The 18,629-nt window shown below is 69.9% G+C and carries 19 protein-coding genes and 1 pseudogene; 7 read left to right on the top strand and 13 right to left on the bottom strand.

The annotated features are described in order from the left end of the window. Nucleotides 1-8: 8 nt before the first annotated feature. The gene (locus tag ACZ3I4_RS21115) at nt 9-404 is read right to left on the bottom strand and encodes a LysR family transcriptional regulator (protein WP_465383670.1); all 396 of its coding nucleotides are present in this window, start codon (nt 402-404) and stop codon (nt 9-11) included. A gap of 82 nt (nt 405-486) precedes the next feature. Here ACZ3I4_RS21115 and bla point away from each other — a divergent pair, with 82 nt between their 5' ends. After that, nucleotides 487-1,410: a class A beta-lactamase gene (gene bla, locus ACZ3I4_RS21110; protein WP_465383669.1), complete on the top strand. Its 924-nt coding sequence runs from the start codon at nt 487-489 to the stop codon at nt 1,408-1,410. A gap of 58 nt (nt 1,411-1,468) precedes the next feature. Here bla and ACZ3I4_RS21105 read toward each other — a convergent pair whose 3' ends face one another. The 4 genes from ACZ3I4_RS21105 to ACZ3I4_RS21090 all read right to left on the bottom strand — a co-directional run bounded on the left by ACZ3I4_RS21105 (nt 1,469) and on the right by ACZ3I4_RS21090 (nt 3,714). Beyond that, entirely contained in the window at nt 1,469-1,870 is a 402-nt protein-coding gene (locus ACZ3I4_RS21105; RefSeq protein WP_465383668.1) for a hypothetical protein, read from the bottom strand. A 115-nt stretch (nt 1,871-1,985) separates the two neighbouring features. Beyond that, a complete protein-coding gene (locus ACZ3I4_RS21100; protein ID WP_465383667.1) occupies nt 1,986-2,252 on the bottom strand; it encodes a hypothetical protein in 267 nt (88 codons plus the stop codon). Between the two features lie 167 nt (nt 2,253-2,419). Beyond that, nucleotides 2,420-2,908 (bottom strand): GNAT family N-acetyltransferase, encoded by a 489-nt coding sequence (locus ACZ3I4_RS21095; RefSeq protein WP_465383666.1) that lies wholly within the window; start codon nt 2,906-2,908, stop codon nt 2,420-2,422. Between the two features lie 221 nt (nt 2,909-3,129). Then, a complete protein-coding gene (locus tag ACZ3I4_RS21090) occupies nt 3,130-3,714 on the bottom strand; it encodes a TetR/AcrR family transcriptional regulator (RefSeq protein ID WP_465383665.1) in 585 nt (194 codons plus the stop codon). A 145-nt stretch (nt 3,715-3,859) separates the two neighbouring features. Between ACZ3I4_RS21090 and ACZ3I4_RS21085 the strand changes: the two genes are divergently transcribed. Further along, on the top strand, nt 3,860-4,693 hold the full coding sequence (locus ACZ3I4_RS21085) for an NAD(P)H-binding protein (protein WP_465383664.1): 834 nt from the start codon (nt 3,860-3,862) through the stop codon (nt 4,691-4,693). A gap of 28 nt (nt 4,694-4,721) precedes the next feature. On the opposite strand, the gene ACZ3I4_RS21080 is transcribed toward ACZ3I4_RS21085, so the two are convergent. Then, nucleotides 4,722-5,204, bottom strand: a complete 483-nt coding sequence (locus tag ACZ3I4_RS21080; protein WP_465383663.1) for a TetR/AcrR family transcriptional regulator C-terminal domain-containing protein — start codon at nt 5,202-5,204, stop codon at nt 4,722-4,724. Between ACZ3I4_RS21080 and ACZ3I4_RS21075 the strand changes: the two genes are divergently transcribed. Further along, complete coding sequence (locus ACZ3I4_RS21075; protein ID WP_465383662.1) at nt 5,100-5,378, top strand: nuclear transport factor 2 family protein; 279 nt, start codon at nt 5,100-5,102, stop codon at nt 5,376-5,378. The two genes, ACZ3I4_RS21080 and ACZ3I4_RS21075, sit on opposite strands and share 105 nt — an antisense overlap. A gap of 101 nt (nt 5,379-5,479) precedes the next feature. Here the strand turns inward: ACZ3I4_RS21075 and ACZ3I4_RS21070 are convergent, their stop codons facing one another. From ACZ3I4_RS21070 to ACZ3I4_RS21045, 6 genes and pseudogenes are all read right to left on the bottom strand, one after another. After that, nucleotides 5,480-6,463 carry a zinc-binding dehydrogenase gene (locus ACZ3I4_RS21070; RefSeq protein WP_465383661.1) on the bottom strand — a complete coding sequence of 328 codons (984 nt, stop codon included), beginning with the start codon at nt 6,461-6,463 and terminating at the stop codon, nt 5,480-5,482. Nucleotides 6,464-6,496: 33 nt separating this feature from the next. Beyond that, nucleotides 6,497-6,922 carry a MarR family winged helix-turn-helix transcriptional regulator gene (locus tag ACZ3I4_RS21065; protein WP_465383660.1) on the bottom strand — a complete coding sequence of 142 codons (426 nt, stop codon included), beginning with the start codon at nt 6,920-6,922 and terminating at the stop codon, nt 6,497-6,499. Between the two features lie 57 nt (nt 6,923-6,979). Next, nucleotides 6,980-7,765 (bottom strand): annotated as a pseudogene (lgt, locus tag ACZ3I4_RS21060) (prolipoprotein diacylglyceryl transferase); the annotation flags it as partial. Next, complete coding sequence (locus tag ACZ3I4_RS21055; protein ID WP_465383659.1) at nt 7,762-8,160, bottom strand: carboxymuconolactone decarboxylase family protein; 399 nt, start codon at nt 8,158-8,160, stop codon at nt 7,762-7,764. The gene ACZ3I4_RS21055 and the pseudogene lgt, both read right to left, overlap by 4 nt. A 14-nt stretch (nt 8,161-8,174) precedes the next feature. Next, nucleotides 8,175-9,017, bottom strand: a complete 843-nt coding sequence (locus ACZ3I4_RS21050) for an MBL fold metallo-hydrolase (protein ID WP_465383658.1) — start codon at nt 9,015-9,017, stop codon at nt 8,175-8,177. A 42-nt stretch (nt 9,018-9,059) separates the two neighbouring features. After that, nucleotides 9,060-11,756 carry an AAA family ATPase gene (locus tag ACZ3I4_RS21045; protein WP_465383657.1) on the bottom strand — a complete coding sequence of 899 codons (2,697 nt, stop codon included), beginning with the start codon at nt 11,754-11,756 and terminating at the stop codon, nt 9,060-9,062. Nucleotides 11,757-11,992: 236 nt separating this feature from the next. Here ACZ3I4_RS21045 and ACZ3I4_RS21040 point away from each other — a divergent pair, with 236 nt between their 5' ends. Together ACZ3I4_RS21040 and ACZ3I4_RS21035 are read left to right on the top strand one after the other, a co-directional pair. Continuing rightward, complete coding sequence (locus ACZ3I4_RS21040; RefSeq protein WP_465383656.1) at nt 11,993-12,502, top strand: hypothetical protein; 510 nt, start codon at nt 11,993-11,995, stop codon at nt 12,500-12,502. Between the two features lie 39 nt (nt 12,503-12,541). Further along, nucleotides 12,542-13,780 (top strand): calcium-binding protein, encoded by a 1,239-nt coding sequence (locus ACZ3I4_RS21035; RefSeq protein WP_465383655.1) that lies wholly within the window; start codon nt 12,542-12,544, stop codon nt 13,778-13,780. Nucleotides 13,781-13,846: 66 nt separating this feature from the next. On the opposite strand, the gene ACZ3I4_RS21030 is transcribed toward ACZ3I4_RS21035, so the two are convergent. Further along, the gene (locus tag ACZ3I4_RS21030) at nt 13,847-15,292 is read right to left on the bottom strand and encodes a family 43 glycosylhydrolase (RefSeq protein ID WP_465383654.1); all 1,446 of its coding nucleotides are present in this window, start codon (nt 15,290-15,292) and stop codon (nt 13,847-13,849) included. Between the two features lie 182 nt (nt 15,293-15,474). Between ACZ3I4_RS21030 and ACZ3I4_RS21025 the strand changes: the two genes are divergently transcribed. Then, nucleotides 15,475-16,515 carry a glycoside hydrolase family 43 protein gene (locus tag ACZ3I4_RS21025; protein WP_465383653.1) on the top strand — a complete coding sequence of 347 codons (1,041 nt, stop codon included), beginning with the start codon at nt 15,475-15,477 and terminating at the stop codon, nt 16,513-16,515. A 419-nt stretch (nt 16,516-16,934) separates the two neighbouring features. Next, nucleotides 16,935-18,548 carry a cellulase family glycosylhydrolase gene (locus ACZ3I4_RS21020; protein ID WP_465383652.1) on the top strand — a complete coding sequence of 538 codons (1,614 nt, stop codon included), beginning with the start codon at nt 16,935-16,937 and terminating at the stop codon, nt 18,546-18,548. The last annotated feature ends 81 nt before the right edge of the window (nt 18,549-18,629 follow it).

Genomic DNA, 18,629 nt, shown 5'->3' with positions numbered 1-18,629 from the left:
GCCGGACCTCAGCAGGTCCAGGCGGCCCGACGGCCGGCCGGCCGGAAATCCAGGATCGTGCCCTGCTCGCGCGCGGCCGCGTCCAGCAGCGCGAGCGGCCGTACGCCGCAGCTCTCGGGCACCGCAAGCGTCAGCGGCCGGAGCTTCGCCTTCTCGACGTCGTCCTCCAGCGCTTCCGCCAGCTGCACCAGCCGTTTCGCCGACGGCAACATGTCCCGTCCGAACGCGGTCAGCACAGCCCCGCGCGCCGCACGGTCGAAAAGCCTCGCGCCGAACCGCTTCTCCAGCGCGGCGATGCGCCGGCTGGCCACGGGCTGCGGTACGCCGGCGGCCGCGGCGCCGAGCGTGAAACTCCCCCGCTGACCGACCTGCACGAACACCTGGCACGCTCCGATCAGGTCCACGACCTCATGCTATGCCGTAATCGCATGGGAACCACCGTGAGCGTCTTTGACCGCATGAGAGCAGGCCAGCAAGCTCGAACCCATGATTCCCGCTACCCCGCGGCGCTCTGCCGTGCCGGCCATGCTCTTCGTCCTCGTCGCTGCCCTGCTGGGAGGATGCGGGGAACCCCAAGGGTCACCCGGCCCGTCCGGCGCCGCGTCGATGTCGCCGGCCGCGGTTCCGGTCGCCGACCACCGCCGGTTCAGCGACCTTGAAGCCCGCTTCGCTGCCCGGCTGGGCGTCTACGCGATCGACACCGGAACCGGGCGTACGGTCACCCACCGCGCGGACGAGCGTTTCGCGCACGCGTCGACGTTCAAGGCGCTGCTGGCCGGCGTGCTGCTCGACCGCCTGACCGATGCCGACCTGCGGCGCGTCGTCCGATACACCGAGGCCGACCTGCTGGAATGGGCGCCGGTCACGTCGAAGCACGTGGCCACGGGAATGACCGTCGACGCGCTCATCGCCGCGGCCGTGCAGTACAGCGACAACACCGCGGCCAACTTGCTGCTCGAGGAGGCCGGTGGACCGAGGGGCCTGCAACGGGAACTCCGGAAGGTCGGCGACCGGGTCGCCAACACCAGCCGCACGGAACCGACCTTGAACGAAGCCACACCCGGCGACGTACGCGACACCAGCACGCCGCGTCAGTTGGGCCGGGACCTGCGTACGTACGCTCTCGGCAAGGTTTTGTCTCCGGCCCGCCGTCAGAAGCTGACCGGCCTGCTGGTGGGCAACACCACCGGTGGCCCGTACATCCGGGCGGGGGTCCCCGCCGGCTGGAAGGCCGGCGACAAAACCGGAAGCGGCGGCTACGGCACCCGCAACGACATCGCGATTGTCTGGCCGCCGGCCGGCAAGCCCCTCATCATCGCCATCCAGTCGGACCGCGGCGTGCCCGAGGCCCCCTCGGACGACGCCCTGCTCGCCGAGGCAACCAGGGCCGTCATCTCCACGCTGCGCTGATCCGTCCGGCCGCCCATCCAGACCTGTCGTGGGCACTCAAGCGCCTCCATGCCGCCGGTCAGATCCGGCTCGATGCCCGCGGCGGGAAGGCGGCCAACGCGAAGCCCGCCAGCAGAACGGCGAGGAAGGCCGCCACCCCGATGACGAAGCCGCGCTCCTCCCCGTCGGGGGCCAAGGCCACGCCGGTGACGACTACGGCGGCCGAGGCGAGCAGCATGGCCAGGCAGGCCAACCGCTGAACGCGGGACTCCGGCCACCGGCACACGGCGGCGGCAGTCACGGCGGCGCCCAGCGCGCCGGCAAGGCCGGTCATCAGCAGGGGCACCCCGACTGCCGGCGCGTCCTGGCGCAACCCGTTCACCCCGTACAAGGCCAGCAGGCCGAAGACCAGCACAGCCAAGGCGTATCGGATGACACCACGCCGGTAGGCGCCGACCAGGCGGCCTTCTCGGTCGGGCATCGGTTGTCCTTCCGCGTCTACGGCTGCGGTGGGCACATGTCGCCCGCGACACTGCGGCAGCATACGCCCGCAGGCCCGGGCACCGGTGCGAGCCGAGAAGACGACCGAAGCCGCTTCACCGGCGATCGGTGGGACGCAGCAGCACCGCATACAGATCACGGGAACCGGGCTCGTGGACGTTTCCGTCGGCATCGCGTCCGAGCGGAACCCACTCCCCGGCCGATGGCAAATACCAGACCTCCTCCACATCGGCCAGCGGTGAACACCCATCCCCTCCGGTTTCGTCTTGCCCAACGACAACGACGGCTTCGCCGGGAAGGTCGTCCAGAATGGTGCGTAATTCCGCGACAGTGATCGTCCCGAGGGTGAGCATCGGATCCACCCGGGCATTGTGGTCCCGTACGTAAGTGTTGTCCTCGGGCACGCTGCCTCCGCTCGCCGCGATGTCACCATGACGTGTCGCTCTGTGACGATAGATGCCGAGTGGCTTCGGACGCCGGAACGGGGCCCTGGCGCAAAGTGGGAATGGAGGTTGGCAGTTGTCAAGGCCTACTCGAGGAGAACGAAGATGAACTCCTCGACCTCGTCCTCAGGTTTGGGAGTCCGGGCCTCCTGCGCATGGTCCCGATGGAAGCCGCATTTTTGGAGCACGCGGATCGAGCCGGCGTTGTGGGCGGCGACGTGCGCGTACAGCGGCCGGTCCTGAACAGTGTCAACGAACTGGTCCAGTGCTCGTGTGGCGACGCCACGCCCCCAATACTCACGTCCGATCCAGTAGCCAACCAGCCTCCGGTCGTCGACCTGCCAGCTGTTGACACCGCCGGCGACGACGCCGTCGGCCATAATCGTCCGCGCGACAACGGCATCATCAAGCAGGATCTTCGCCCAATGGGCGTCGAACCGGGCTCGGTCACGTGAGGGAAACGCAGCCATCGCGGCTGCCTGCGGATCTGCCTGGTGCTGATAAAGGACGTCAAGATCGCTGACTTCGACGGCCCTGAGGCACACCCCGTCTGCTTCGGCCGGGTGTCTGGTCACTCTCGATGCTCCCGCCGAATTCTCCGCGGACCCGGACCCGAGCCCGTGATCTCTACGCACAACCCACCGACGCCGACGAGCCAAGCTGACACCATCGTTCTTCTTGAAGAGTCAGGACGCGAGCAATACCCGACCGACGACCACACCCGGCTTGCCGCATGTCCGGCACGTGCGGGCCGATGCGGTCCGCAGGGGTGGTGGACGACGGCACCGTCGGGGGGCTATCTCAGGCCGTCGAGCAGGAGAGCGCAGATGACGTCGAGCTCGTGCTCGATGCCCGGCTCCGTCCAGGCGGCGGCCAGGCCGGGGTGGTGGAAGCGGGTAGTGGCGGTGAAAACGGCATGGGCGGTCTCGGCCGGGTCGGCCCGCCGGAACGAGCCGTCGGCCATGCCGTGGGTGAGGATGACTTCCAACTGACCCAGGAGGTCGGCCACGTGGTCGATCGCCGCGACGCTGTTTTCGGTGACCAGGGACTTGTAGGCGGCGAAGAGCTCCGGATCGTCGTGAGCCTTCGCCTGCTTCGAGGCCAGCAGGGCAGCCAGCCAGGTGCGCAGCCGCCGCGGTGGCGGGATCTTCGTGTCGTTCGCGATGGCCGCCAGGGCATCACGGTCGCGGTTCAGCCAGCGCCGGGAGACGGCTTCGCGCAGCGCGGCCTTGGAGGGGAAGTGTTTGTAGACGGCGGCATGGCTGACGCCGAGCTCCTTGCCCACATCGACGACCGTCGCCTTGTCCGGCCCGTAACGGCGCAAGACGTCCTCGGTGGCGGACAGGATCGACTCCGCATCCAGCGGGCCGCTTGCCCGCATCAGACGGTGCGGTTCGGCGAGGCGAGCATCGTCTGAGCGTACCGGTTCGCAGCGGAGCCCCTCCGACGTCCTTACAAGTTTCAGTTTATGTAGTCTGTAACCACGAGCCGCCCGTACGAGCGGCCCCTGACGGAAAGAGACCAGCGTGACCATTTTGGTGACCGGCGCCCGCGGGCATGTAGGAGCTGCGGTACTGGACGAGTTGGTGGCCGCCGGGGCGCCGGTCCGCGCGTCCAGCCGTGCCCCACGTCCGGGCGAGTTCCCGCGGGATGTCGACGTGGTGCGGGCGGACCTGACCGATCCGACGACGTGGCGGGATGCTCTGACCGGCGTACGCAAAATCTTTCTCTATGCCCACCCGGAGACGGCGGCGGAGTTCGCGGCGGCGGCCCGCAGTGCCGGCGTTGAGCATGTGGTCCTGCTGTCGTCCTACACAGTGATGGCTCCGGACGCCGCCTCCAATCCGATCGCGCTGCGGCACATCGCGGCGGAGCGGGCGCTGACCGACGCCGGTTTCGCCCGGACCTTCGTACGGCCGGGCTACTTCGCCACGAACTCGTTGCGCTGGCAGTCGATCCGCACTGACCGCGTGCTGCGGACCGCCTTCCCGGACGCGACGACCGCGCCGGTCCACGAACGCGACATCGCCGCGGTGGCTGCTCGAGCGTTGCTGGACGACGCGAAGGACGCCGCCTATCCGGTGCTGGGACCGGGCCCGGTGACCATTCGGGCCCAGGTCGCCGCGATCGCCGAGGCGGTCGGTGAGCCCGTACGGCTGCAGGAGGTGGACGTCGACACCTACCGCGCCGACCTGCTGACCCAGCTCCCGGAGCCGCTGGTCGACCTCTTGATCCGGGCCGGCGGCAGCGTGCATCAGTTGCCGGCGGAGGTGGCCACGGACGTCGTGCCGGAGATCCTGGGGCGCCCCGCCCTGACCTTCGCCGAGTGGGCGCGCGACCACGCCGCCGACTTCCGCTGAGGACCGCATACGGGAGACGGCGGCGGGGTCAGGCAGGGCACGTGGCGAGCCCGGCCAATATGCAGGCCAGGCCCCGTTCGAACCGTTCATCGGCATCCGGGTCGACGGCCTCGTGCACCATTCGCCTCAGCCGCGGGTAGCTGCCGCTGTCGAGAGCCTGTTGCAGGTATGGGGCCACGGCGGCGCGCCATTGCTCTTCGCTCAGCCCGGTTCGCTGCCGGGTCCGCACCTCGGCCAGCTCTCGGGCGGCTGCGCCCAGTACGTACGCCAAGACGGTTTCCACGGCACTGCCGGCGGTGACCGGGTCATCCGCGTAGCCGGCCACCGCTTCCAGGGCACGCTCGTGATGGAGCAAGGCATGCGGCCCGATCGCGGGGCGTCCAGCCAGTTCCGTGCCCAGCCACGGGTGGGCTGTGAGCATGGCGCGCCGGTTGCGGGCCACGGCAGCGAGGTCGGCACGCCAATCACCGGCGACACCGCCCGGGTAAGGGCCAACATGCAGGCCATGCACCTGTGGAACGACGCCGGCAACTCCGCCGAGCTGCAGACCCACTTCGTGGCCGGCGGTGTCCTCCGAGCCGACGCCCAGCTGACCCCGGACGGCTGGCGGCTCAGCGAAATGACCATGCGCCCCGCCTGGCGTACCGGCGCCACCACCCGCATGTTCCTGCCCGCCCACCGGTGAACGACTGGTATCCACCATGGTCGTCGCCAGGTGGTCCGCCCTGTTTCTGCATCTGTCGAACGCGTGATCCTCGTAGGCGCGGGCCGGCCAGCCCGGCGGAGTCACGGGATGAGGACGAGTTTGCCTTCGACCTCGCGGTTCTCCAGGCGACGGTGCGCCTCGGCGGCCTGGTCGAGCGGCAGGGTGGTGACCTCCGGCTTGAGAGTTCCGGCCTGCAGCTGTTCGACCAGGGCGGTCATGTCGGCCCGGAAGCCGGCCGGGTTCTTGTCCACCGCTCGTTCCACCATGTGCACCGCCACGCGGGCGCCGGGCGTGAGTTTCGCTCGCAGGAGGGCGCCGACGGTGCGCGTCATCGCGCCGAGCTTGGAGTATCCGGCGCCGGCGGCGAAGCTGAAGCCGTACGACACGACCACGCCCGACCGTTTCGTGGCGCGGCGCGAACGGGCCAGCGACGGACCGCCCACCGGGTCGAAGGTGGCGGCGACGGGGGCCGGCACCGCGGCCGCGTCCGCTACCCAGGTGGCGCCGTTGGCCTCGACCCGGGCTCGCCGGGCCCGGCTGGAGGTGCCGTAGACCTCGACTCCGGCGGCGCGGGCGATCTGGCAGAACGCCGACCCGACACCGCCGGCCGCGCCGAGCACCAGCACCGCCTGGCCGGGGGCCGGCTTGGCCACGTGGTGAAACATCTGCCAGGCGGTGAGGTAGTTGAGCACGAGCGCGTCGAGTTCTTCGGCGGGATGCCCCTCGGCCATCGGCGCGGCCCGTCGCGCGGCCACCACCACGTGGGTGGCATAGCCGCCCGCGCCGACCAGGGCGCCGACCCGCTGGCCGACGGCGACATCGTCGACACCGGCTCCCACCTTCTCGACGTGGCCGACGACGTCGAAACCCAGCACGTCCGGCAAAGGCCCGGGGTTGAGCCCTTCACGGGTGGAGATGTCGTTGAAGGCCACCCCGGCCGCCTCCACCCTGATGAGGATCTGCCCGGGGCCGGGCTCGGGCACCGACATGGGCTCGACCTGAAGCACTTCGGGGCCGCCGGTGGCGGTCAGCCGTACATGTCTTGGACCTGCGTCACTGCTCATGCCTGAGAATATACATGAGTTTCTCAAGCAAAATTATGAGGGCCCGTCGAGCGCCTTGGCCAGCAAGCGTTGCAGGATCTGCTGTTCCTCATCGTCGAGATCAGCGAAGGGTGAGCGCTTCGCGACGATGGTGAGCAGGCGCCGGCGGATCTTCCGGCCCCCGGGCGTCAACACCAGCGTCCGTACGCGTCCGTCGCGTGGATGTGGGCGCCGCTCGGCGAAGCCGCGTTCCTCCAGCTGCGCGCTGAGCAGGGTGATGTTGGAAGGGTCGCAGTGCAGGAGGGCGGCCAGCTTGCGCAGCGACTGTGGCTCGTCCTCGGGATTCAGGACCCACAGCAGGTTTGCGGTCGGCCCGGTGAGCTCCAGCCGCTCGAGGCCCTCCTGCATGCGACCGGTGACCTGACCGGCGATGGCCGTCACCTGGTAGAGCAGCGACGCCGCGATTTCATTCACTGCCATGGACGAAGCTTACCGACGCTTTCTCCTGGAGTTTCTCCATGAGTCTCAGGCGCCACCAGCCGGGGCGGGGACCCGTACGGGCTGGGTGGTGAAGAAGTAGAACGCTGCGCCCAGGAACACCGCAGTCGCCGTGAACACGTTGATCCGTACGCCGAAAAAGGTGTTGGCCTCGTCGATGCGCAGCGTCTCTATCCAGACCCGACCGGCGGTGTAGCCCATCACGTAGAGGGCGAACGCCCGCCCGCGCCGGAACACGAACCGGCGGTCGGCTCCCCAGACCAGCGCGGCCACACCCAGGTTCCAGAGCGCCTCGTACGCGAAGGTGGGGTGATAGAGCCCGGGCAGCAGCTCCCCCGTGCGCATGTCGTGCACTTGCAGCCCCCACGGCAGCGTGGTGAGCCGGCCGTAGACCTCGTTGTTGAACCAGTTGCCGATTCGGCCGATCGCCTGCGCCACCGGCAGTCCGGGAGCGAGCGCGTCGGCGACGAGACCCAGCGACAGGCCGAGGCGCCGTACGGCGATCCAGGCGCCGAGCGCGCCGCCGGCGATGCCGCCCCAGATGCTCAAGCCGCCTTCCCAGATCGCCAAGGCGCGCAGCGGGTCACCGCCGGCGCCGAAGTAGTCCTGCGGCGAGGTGATCAGGTGATAGACGCGCGCGCCGAGAATGCCGGACGGCACCGCCCACACGGCGATGTCCAGGGAGGCCCCGGCCCCGACGCCGCGCGCCCGCAGTCGCCGTTCCATGATGAGCGTCGCCACGACGATTCCGGCCAGGATGCAGAGGGCGTAGGCCCGGATCGGCAGCGGGCCCAGATGCCACACAGAGGTTGCCGGGGAAGTCACTGCTCCGCGCCGGTCGAGCGCTGCACGGCCTCGGCCGCCAGCGAAGCGTACGGCTGCCCGACGTACGCGATGAGCAGCACCATCAGCTCGGTGAGCCCCTCGGTGTCGACCCCGTTGCGGCGGGCCACCGACAGGTAGGTCGTCAGCCGCTCATCGGTGACGCCCTGACTCACGAGCGCGGCGATCACGGCGATGCTCCGGTCGCGGTCGGTCAGCGCGGTGCCCTGCCAGCCGGGGCCGCCGGCCGCCTCGTACGCCTCGCGGGTGAAGACCGGGCCGACGCGCAGAGTCATGAGCCGTTCCGCCTCGTCGGCAGACACCCCGAAGTTGCGGGCGTAGACCTCGCGGCCGGCGGTTGCGCGCTCGCTCAGGTCGTACGGGGGAAGGGTCGGCATTTTCTCTCCTGGTGTCACGGTGTCAGCAGCGGAAGGCCGTCGTAGGAGCCGAGGTCGTGCGCGGGGACGATGCGCACCAGGCCGTCCAGGGCGATCATGCGGCCGAGGTCCTGGCGCAACTGCCCGCGGTCGCTGTCGGCGAGCTTGCTCAGCAGCCACGGCCGTTCGACCCGCCAGCGGATGCCGTCGATCTGCCAGGTCAGGTCGCCGATGAACGCGTACCGGTCGCCGGTGGGCGTGGTCACGAAGACGATGACGGAGCCGGAAGTGTGGCCCGCGGCCGGAACGACGACCACCGAGCCGTCGCCGTGCACGTCGTAGCTCGACGGGAACCCCAGGTACGGCCCGTCCGCGAACGCGTATTCGTGGATCTCGTAGCCCTGGGACACCTGGCGGAACACTTTGCCGTCCGGATCCTCGGCGGCGTACCGGCGCTCCTCGGCATTCATCCAGAGCGGCGTGCCCCGCAGGCTGTCGAGCCCACTCGTGTGGTCCCAGTGGGAGTGCGTCAGCAGCACCCCGAGCAACCGGCCGCGGTCGTAGCCGGCCGCCTCGAGCTGCTCGCTGACCGTCCGGCCCGCCCGGTAGGGGGCACGCACGAAAACGGGAAGCAGGCGGATGTGCGCGGCCACGCCGGCGCCGAAGCCGGCATCGATCAGCAGGTCGCCCTGGGGATGCTTGATCAGGACCGCGGAGGCGGCGAAGGCCCGCTTGTCGCCGAACGAGCCGCCCTGCACGGCGAAGGCGGCCCGCGTCTCGTACGTGCCGGTGGGCAGGTGATAGACGGCCATGTCCGCGGGCGGGTGGGCCTCCGGCAGGGGTGCGGTCCAGGCGGGCGGCTTCGGAAGAGGGGGCATGGCAAGATCGTACGAGCCAAGAACGTCCGACGCAAGAAGTTCTTATATCGTACGAACTTCAATGGCGGCTCGGGCCCGGTCGGCCCAGTGGGTGGCGCCCACCCGCTCGGCGACGGTGACGGCGTCCGCGTAGTGCTCGGCGGCCGCCTCGGGCCGGCCGAGCGCCCCGGCGAGGTCGCCCAAGGTCTGGTCGATCGGCCCGAGGGCGACGTGGGCGTGCAGCAGGCCGGGCAGGTGCCCACGCCACGGCAGCAGCTCGCGGTAACACTCGGCCGCGGTCGGGCGGTCACCCAGGTGGACGGCATTCTCGGCGCGCAGGGCCATCCAGCGGAACCAGTAGTGGTCGCGCGGAATCGGGCGGGCGGGGCGCCAGAGGGCACGGGCCTGCTCCGTCCGTCCGGCGGCGATCAGCAGATTGACGTACGGCTCGGCCACCGCATCGCCGTACCGCCGGTGGACCGGCTCGGCCAGCCCGGCCAGGGCGGCCATCCGCTGCCGCCGGCCCGCAGCCGGCCGCGCGTGCTCCACGCAGAACCGGATGAGCAGCTCGACCTCGTCGATGTTCGGGCTGCCGACGTGCCGGAGCTGGGCGATGACCGGCGCGTACGCGAGCTCGGCCTGATCGAAGCGGCCCGCGACCAGTTCGCGCAGCCCCCTGAACATGGCGATGATGCCGAGCGCCAGGGCGAGCTGGCCGCTGTCCGCGTATTCGGCCGCGCGGTCCAGGTGCCACTGCGCCCGGTCCAGGTCGTTGCGGGCCAGGTGCGCCATGCACAGGATGTGGTGGGCCTGGGTCCGGTACACGGTGAGCCCGTGCGCGACGGCGACGTCCAGCTGCCGCTTGCCGACGTCGGTCAGCTCGTCCCACCGGTCCGGGCCGAGGGTGGCCAGGAAGCGGTAGCGGGCGTTGAGCGCCCGGCAGATCAGCACCGGATCGTCGAGACGATCGGCGATCGCGAGCGCCTCCCGGCCGGCCTGGTCGGTGCGGTCCGGATCGGTGGCCTCGACCTCCAGCGCGAGGGTGGCCAGCAGCCGGCACCGGGCCGCGGGATCGCCGGACGGCCGGGCCAGCACGGCCTCCAGCCCGCCGATCAGCGCGTGATCGGGCTCCTGAAACTCCCGGTTGGTCCACAACGTGGGTGCGTCGTAGGACGCGTACGCACAGGCCAGAGCGTGCTGGTCACCGAGCTCACCGAACTCACCGAACTCACCGAGCTCAGCGGCGAGCCCGACGGCCCGGGCCCGGGTACGCCGGGCGCCACGCACATCCCCGCCGTGGGCCCGGGCGGAGGTCAGCAGACAGAGCAGGTCGAGGCGGAGACCGGTGTCGGCGGCCGGATCCGAGGAGCGTCCGAGCACCTCGAGGGCGCCGGCCAGCAGCCTGGTGGCGTCCGCGTACGCGCCGGTCGCAAGCGCGGCCCGGCCGGCTTCGGCGCCGCGGGCCGCCGCCGCACGGGCGGTGCCCGGGACCGCGCCGGCCAGCGCGTGATGGGCCAGCGCCCGGGTATCACCGGGACGGATCCGCTCGAGGATGGTCAGCACCTGGGCGTGCAGACCGACGCGGCGCAGGTGCGGCAGATCCTGGTAGATGGTGTCGCGGACGAGCACGTGGGAGAAACGGACCGTTCCCGGCGCCGGCTCGGTGAGCAGTCCGGCCCGCACGGCCGACTCGAGACCGTCGAGCACCGCGCCCGCCGCGAGCAGCACCTCCACCTCGACCTCGATGCCGAAGACCGCCGCCGTACGCAGCGCCGCCCGGGCCGCCGGCGGCAGATCGGCCAGCCGGCGCCGCAGCACGTCGCCCACCCCGGCCGGCACCAGTTCGGCCGCCGCGGCGAAGCCCTGGTCGGCGATCAGCCGGGCGGTCTCCCCCACAAACAGCGGGTTCCCGCCGGTCCGGGCGGCGATCAGCCGGACCAGTGCGGGGGCGGCCACCGTACCCAGCCGGTCGTGCAGCAACTGAGCGACGTCCTGTTCGGCCAGCCCGCCGAGCCCGACCCGGACCGTACGGGGGCCGGCCAGTGCCGCCTGGGTCGCGTTGAGGGCCGAGCCCGCCTCGGTCGGACGCAACGTCGCCGCGACCAGCACGGGCCGGTCGGTCAGCTCGGTGGCGACGTACCGGAGGATCTGAAGCGTCTCCTCGCCGGCGCGATGCACGTCGTCCAGAACCACCAGCAGCGGCCCGGCGCAGCGGCGCAGGTGATCCACCACGGCTCGGGCTGTCCGGAAGGCGTCACCGGGTACGGGGTCCGTCAGCTCGCCGTCGTGCGGCAGTGCCCGCACCACCTCCGACCAGGCCCATGCGGACGGCGCCCCGTCCACCTCGGGGCTGCGGCCCCAGGCGGTGTGCCAGCCCCGCTGGTCCAGGGCGGCGGTGAGGGCCCGGGCCAGCGCCGACTTCCCGGCCCCGGCCTCGCCGCCGATCCAGGCCAGGCGGAACCGGCCGTGGCGGGAGTCGGCGGCGGTGGCGAGCAGAGCGGCGAGTTCCCCCTCCCGGCCGATCAGCCCGGGGGCGGCCGGCGGCGGGTCGTCGAGCGCAGCGTCGCAGAAGCGGTCGCGCGCGGCGCCGCTCAGCCCGAACGCCTCGGCCAGCAACAGGACTGTGGACGGGCGCGGCGTGCCGGTTCGCTGGTTCTCGATCTTGCGGATGCCGCGCACGCTGATGCCGGACCGGTGCGCCAGGTCCTCCTGCGACATCCCCAGCCGTCGCCGGTTGGCGCGCACGACATCGCCCAGCATTCCGGCCGCCCCCGCCCCCGCACCGCAATGGTGCCGTGCCGGTCAATCTGCCAGCCAGGCCGCCGGCGGACTAGCGAATACCCGACTGTCCGGCCTGCGAGCCGGCGGAAAGTGCCGGTTCCGTTCCTCCTCGGTGCCTCGTCCCCGGGGGCGGCCACCGCGATGGTGAGGGTGCATCTGTCGCCGACCACTCAGAGGACATCATGAAAATTCCGCACGTACGGCTGATGGCAGCGATGCTTGTCGCTGCGTCCCTGCAGCTTGCCGGGGCCGCACCGGTCTCGGCCGCACCGATCGCCGCGGCAGAACCCAGCAAAGCCCTGGGCGTGGTCTTCGCGCCCCGGTGCCGAAGCGCGACCAACAGCTACATCGTCTGCTTCACCATCTCCCAGGTGGGCGTGGGCCCGAACTTCACCGTCCACGTCGGCATCGACGTGACCATGAGCCAGCGAGACGCCCAGAACATCATCGACGCCCCCGGTGAGGAGTTCTCGGCCACGCTCTACGGCGAGGACCCGGTCTTCGACGACACCCTCAAGACCATCCGGATCACCTCGAGCTGGGCTTGGAGCGGCGGGCTGAGCGCCGAGTTCGACACCCCGGCCAGCGCCGAACTCCTCGATGAGGACTGGGACGACCCCACCGACGAGATCTTCGCCCGGGTCCGGCTTCGCATCCCCAGCACCGGCCAGACCCGCCCGTTCCGGACGAACAACATCAACGAACCCTTCCATCTCTATCTCTGAATGACATCTCTATCGCTGAATGACCATCGGGGAGATCAAGTGCACAAGCAATGGACAACAGCGGTGCTGATGGCCGGGATGGTCGTGGCGACCGTGGGAACAGGTGCGGCGCCGGCCGCGGCCGCGTCGGCGAGGACGTCGGCGAGCGTGCCGGCCACCTGCGACCGCCTGCCGGTGACGATTTTCGGCACCGACGGCAACGACACCATCATCGGCACCGACGACAGCGACGTGATCGCCACCGGGGACGGCGACGACACGGTGTTCGGGCTCGGCCGCCAGGACACCGTGTGCCTCGGGCAGGGCGACGACCGGTTCGTCGGCGGCCCGGGATTCGACGCCTTCATAGCCGAAAGCGTCCCCGACGGCCGGGACGTGGTCGAAGGCGACGGGGGCGACACCATCTCGTACGCGGCCCGGACGGCGGCGGTGACGGTCAGCCTCGACGGCGTGGCCAACGACGGCCAGAGCGGTGAGGGCGACAACGCCGGCCGGGAAGCCGTCATCGTCGAGGGCGGGTCCGGTTCCGACGTTCTCACGGCCGCTTCCGCGAGCCTGCACGGCGGGCCGGGCGACGACCGCCTGACCAGCGGCCGCCACCTCTTCGGCGAGGCCGGGAACGACGTGCTCACCCACACCGGCCCCGTACGCGTCGAGATGGAGGGCGGCGACGGCGGCGACCGGCTGGTCGACAACGGCACCGGCGGGGCCGCCATGGACGGGGGCTCCGGCAACGATGTGCTGATCGCCGGGGGCGGCGGGTTCGGCGCGTTCATGACCGGACGCGCCGGCAACGACACCATGACCGGCGGGCCCGACCGCGACTTCATCAACGGCGACGACGGCAACGACCTGCTCACCGGCGGAGCCGGCAACGACACCGTCTCGGGCGGGGCCGGCGACGACCGGTACCTCGCCGGCGCCGGTCTCGACGGCGCCGACACCTTCGACGGCGGCGACGGCCGGGACACCACCGATTACCAGAAGCGCGACAACCTGAGCCGGTCCACCGTCCTGTCGCTCAGCGCCGCGGGGGCGGCCGGCAACGACGGCGAGCCCGGCGAGGGCGACACCATGACCGCCGAGAACATCCGCGGCGGAACCGGCCGGAACATCATCGCGGGAGACGGCGGCGCCAACCGGCTGGACGGCGGCCGCAGCGACGACGCCATCAACAGCGTTGACGGCATCGGCGGCAACGACGTCATCGCCGGAAACGGCGGCAGCGACACGTGCCGCTTCGACGCCGGCCCCCCGCCGGACGACGTGCGGTGCTGAACCCGGGGCGGCCACCGGTTCCGGTGGCCGCCCCCCACTCGTCCGGGCGGTCTTCGTCGCGGAGGATCAGCCGAGCCGCCACTGCTGGGCGGCCTCGCCGTTGCAGGTGTAGAGGGACAGGCGCGCTCCGTTGGCCGCGTTCCACTCGTAGTTGTCCAGGCACATGTTGCCGGCGATATTGCGCAGCGAGAACCAGCCGCTGCCGCGGTCCTGGACGGTCCACTGCTGGGCCGTGGACCCGTTGCAGGCGTTCAGGCCGACGTCGGCGTTCAGGGCGGTGCCACCGTTCACGTTGCTCAGGCACGTGCCGGTGTTGCGGTTCCGGATCTCGTAGTAGCCGCCCGTACGGTAGGTGAGTTCCCATTGCTGGGCGGTGCCGCCGTTGCAGTCATAGAGGCGGACCAGGGCGCCGGGTGTGGTGTCGCGGTTGTAGTTGTCGACGCACCGGTTGCTGTGCCGGCCCCGGATGCCGGGATTGGTGACGGTGCTCGGGATCGGCTGTCCGAAGAACGGGTCACCGTTCTCGCGCCAGAGAAGCTGCTGCATGCGGGTGTGCCGGTTCGGATCGGTCAGCGCGTCCGGCGTGGGGGTCGCGTAGTCGCGGGCGTGGTACACGAGCATGTCGGTGGTGTTGTCCTCGGCGACCGTGAAGCTGCCGTGGCCCGGGCCGTAGACGCCGTTGGCCGTCTGGAAGACCGGATCCGGATGCTTGTACCAGGAGGCCGTGTCGAGCAGATTCACGTTGTCCCACGAGGACAACAGGCCCAGCTTGTAGCGTGAATCCGTCGCGGAGGCGGAGTAGGCGATGTAGACACGGCCGTTCTTCACCAGCGGTGACGGGCCTTCTACAACACCGGCGACGCCCTCCTTCTCCCAGTTGAGGGTCGGCCGGGCGATCTCCACCGCGGATCCGGTGATGCCGGTGGCGCCGTTCATCCGGGCGATGTACATGTGGCTGTTGAAGTTGGTCGACGGGCTGTCCTGCGCCCAGACGAAGTAGCGGACACCGCGGTTGACGAACGACGCCGCGTCGAGCTGGAACGACTCCCAGCCGGTCTGGAACCGCTGCGGCGCGCTCCACGCACAGGTCATCGGATTGGCGCAGGTGTTGCGGATCCAGTACAGCCGCTGATCGAACCGCGCGGTTCCGGGCGACGCCGAGAAGTACATGTACCAGGCGCCGTCGATGTACTGGATGTCGGGCGCCCAGATCCAGCCGCTGAGCGCTCCACTGGACGGCGCGACGAACGCATTGGCCGTCGCGGCGGAGCCCAGTCCCTGCAGGGTGGTCGCGCGGCGCAGCTCGACGCGCTTGTAGTCGGGCACCGAGGCGGTCATGTAGTAGTAGCCGTCGGTGTGCTTGTAGATCGCGGTGTCGGCGCGCTGGGAGATGACCGGATTGCGAATGCTGACGAACAGCGCGGACGCCGGCGGCGCGAAGGAGACCAGCAACGCGACCACGAGGGCCGCGACGACCATGAACCGGTGACCGGCCCGGGCGGGGAGAATCATCCATGACCTCTTCGAATGCGGTGTTGTTAACGTTCTCGCCCGGACAGCCAAACGTCAAGTGCTTCGATATACCAGCCTTGACAACATGGATGTTAACGCTCACGGTGGGGCAGTCGCGCGGACACGGCTCGCTACGCCGGCAGGCCTGCGACGACTCCCCCCGAGGAAGGAACCCGATAGTCGTGAACTACAGAGGGAAAATTGCGGGCGGCGCCGCACTGCTCTTAGCCGTCCTGGGCACAACCATCCCGGCCTCCCCGGCGCTCGCGGCACCCGGACCCTCGTTCACCAATCCCCTTGTCGGCGCCCCCAACAGCGCGGACCCGTCGATCGTGTACACCAACGGCAACTGGTACTACCTGGCCACGACCTGGTCCTCGAGGATCGTCATGCGTACGGCCTCCACCATGGCCGGCCTGAAGAACGCACCGGAGCGAACGGTCTACACGCTGGCCGCCGGGCCCGGCTGCTGCACCATGTGGGCACCGGACCTCCAGTGGATCAACAACCGGTGGTACATCTACTTCTCGGCCGAGCCCTCGCCGGGCCAAGGTCAGCGCCGGACGGGCGTACTGGAAAGCAACGGCACCGACCCGCTCGGGCCGTACACGTACCGGGGCATTCTCAATCTCGAGCCCAACGGCGGGTGGGCGATCGACGGCAGCGTGGTGCGGTTCAACGGCCGGCCCGACCACTTCGTCTATTCGGCCTTCCGCGGCGGGGAGCAAGGGCTGTTCATCGCCCCCATGTCGTCACCGACCCAGGTGTCACGCAACGGCGTACGCATCTCTTCTCCGACACTGTCGTGGGAGCGCCAGGGCGGAGCGGTCAACGAAGGGCCGTACGCGGTCTACAACGGCGGAAAGACGTTTCTGACCTATTCGGCCAGCTCCTGCAACACGCCCGACTACAAGCTCGGCACGCTGACCTGGACCGGCGGCGACCCGATGTCGGCCGGCTCGTGGACGAAGAGATCCACGCCCATCTTCCAGCGCAGTGACGCCAACGGCGTGTACGGCCCGGGCCATGCCTCCTTCGCCCGATCGCCCGACGGCTCGGAGACGTGGATCATCTATCACGCGAACTCGTCCACTGGTCAGGGCTGCGGCACCACCCGCACCACGAGGGCACAGAAGATCGGCTGGAACTCCGACGGCACGCCCAACCCGGGGACGCCGGTACGGACAGGCGCCTCGATCGCCGGCCCCTCCGGCGACTCGTAAGCCGCCACAACTAACTCGTAAGCCGCCACAACCGACTCGCAAGCCGCTACGACCGACCCGTTAGCCGCCGGGCCGGCGATGAGCACGTCGACCATCTGGCGGGCGTTGTAGCGGGTGTCGGTCTCGGCGCCCAACCTCGCCGGGGCGCCTCGACCGGGGCGTCCCCGGGGGTGCCGTCGGTCTTGGGGCCGATGCCGACGTTGACGGTGATGGCGGTGTCGGTGGGCGGGGATCGGTTGGTGGCCGGGGCCGGTCGGCATCTTGCCTCGCGAATAAGAGCCGGTAAAAAGTGACAAGAGATCGATGACTTGCGATGATGGGAGCGCTCCCAAAACACAAGACGGCTCTGCTGGCCCGCCTGCACGCGAGCTCCCGCTCGGCCGACTTGAAAGCTTTCAGATCGATGAGAGGCAACGTCCATGAGTTGGAAAGTGAGAAAGGCTGGGCTCGCGTTCCTCACCGCCGGCCTAGTCTTCGCCGGGACCGCGTACGGCGTCACGAGACCGGCCTCGGCCGACGTCGTGGCCCCGCTGAGCGCGTCGCAGCTGGTCGCCGACATGGGTGCCGGCTGGAACCTGGGCAACAGCCTCGAGGCGAACAGCAACGGCATTCCCAGCGAGACAGCCTGGGGAAACCCGGTCGTGACCCAGGCCCTCATCGACCGGGTCCGAGCCTCGGGATTCAAGACGATCCGGATCCCGGTCTCCTATCTGGGAAACATCGGAGCCGGCCCCGGCTACACAGTCAACGCGACCTGGCTCAACCGGATCAAGGAGGTCGTCGACTACGCCCACAGCCGGGGCCTCTATGTGCTGATCAACATGCACGGCGACGGTTACAAGAGTGTCTCCGGGTCCTGGCTGATCTGCGACGCGGCCGACCAGACGACGATCAAAGACAAGTACCAGAAGGTCTGGCAGCAGGTCGCGACCAAGTTCCAGAGCTACAACGACCACCTGATCTTCGAGTCCATGAACGAGAACTTCGACGGGCAGTACGGCAACCCGACGGAGCCTTGCTACTCGAACATCAACGCGTACAACCAGGTTTTCGTCGACACCGTACGCCGGACCGGCGGCAACAACGCGTCCCGATGGCTGTTGGTGCCCGGCTGGAACACGAATATCGACCACACCGTGGGCAGCGGCTTCGTGCTTCCCTCGGACCAGAACCGGTCGCCGTCCATCCCGGCCACTGAGCAGCGCCTCATGATTTCCGTCCACTACTACGACCCCTGGGACTTCGCCGGACAGGAAGACGGCACCATCACGCAGTGGGGCGCGGGCGCAACCAACCCGGCGAAGAAGTCGGTGTGGGGACAGGAAGACTTCCTCGACGGGCAAATGAAGAAGATGTACGACAAGTTCGTCACGCGAGGCTATCCGGTCTTCGTCGGCGAGTACGGCTCCATCGACAAGACGACCTACGACTCCGCGAGCAACCGCTACCGCGCCGACTACGCGCGAGCCGTGGTGGCCACGGCCAAGAAATATGGCGCAGCCACCGCCTACTGGGACAACGGCTGGAACGGGCAGCACGGCTTCGGCCTGTTCGACCGCAACTCCGCCACGGTGACCCAGCAAGGCATCATCGACGCCATCATGAGCGCCGTCGGCGGCAGTCCGACCACGACGCCCCCCACCACGCCGCCGACCACCCCGCCGACGACGGCCCCGACCACCCCGCCCACCACGCCGCCGACCACCAGCCCGGGCGGCGCCGGAACCTGCCGGGTCAGCAGCGCGGTCAACGCCTGGAACACCGGCCTGACCAACACCGTCACCATCACCAACACCGGAACCGCCGCCATCAACGGCTGGACCCTGGTCTTCACGCTGGCCGCCGGACAGACCATCGTCTCCGGCTGGAGCGCCGGTTACGCCTCGACCGGCAGCACGGTCACCGCGACCAACGCGAGCTACAACGGCGCTCTCGCGGCGGGCGGCTCGACCACCATCGGATACCAGGCCAACCACGGCGGCAACGCCGCCGCGCCTACCGGTTTCCGGCTCAACGGCACCACCTGCAGCTGACCCACCCGGACGGGCCGGGGCCGTTTGAGCGGCCCCGGCCCGTCGTGTGCTCTGCTGATCTATCGGCACTCAGCGTCACCA

It is taken from the genome of Actinoplanes sp. NPDC021490, assembly GCF_055562135.1.
Note: the sequence above shows the minus strand (reverse complement) of the source record. Positions and strands in the feature narration are given on the sequence as shown.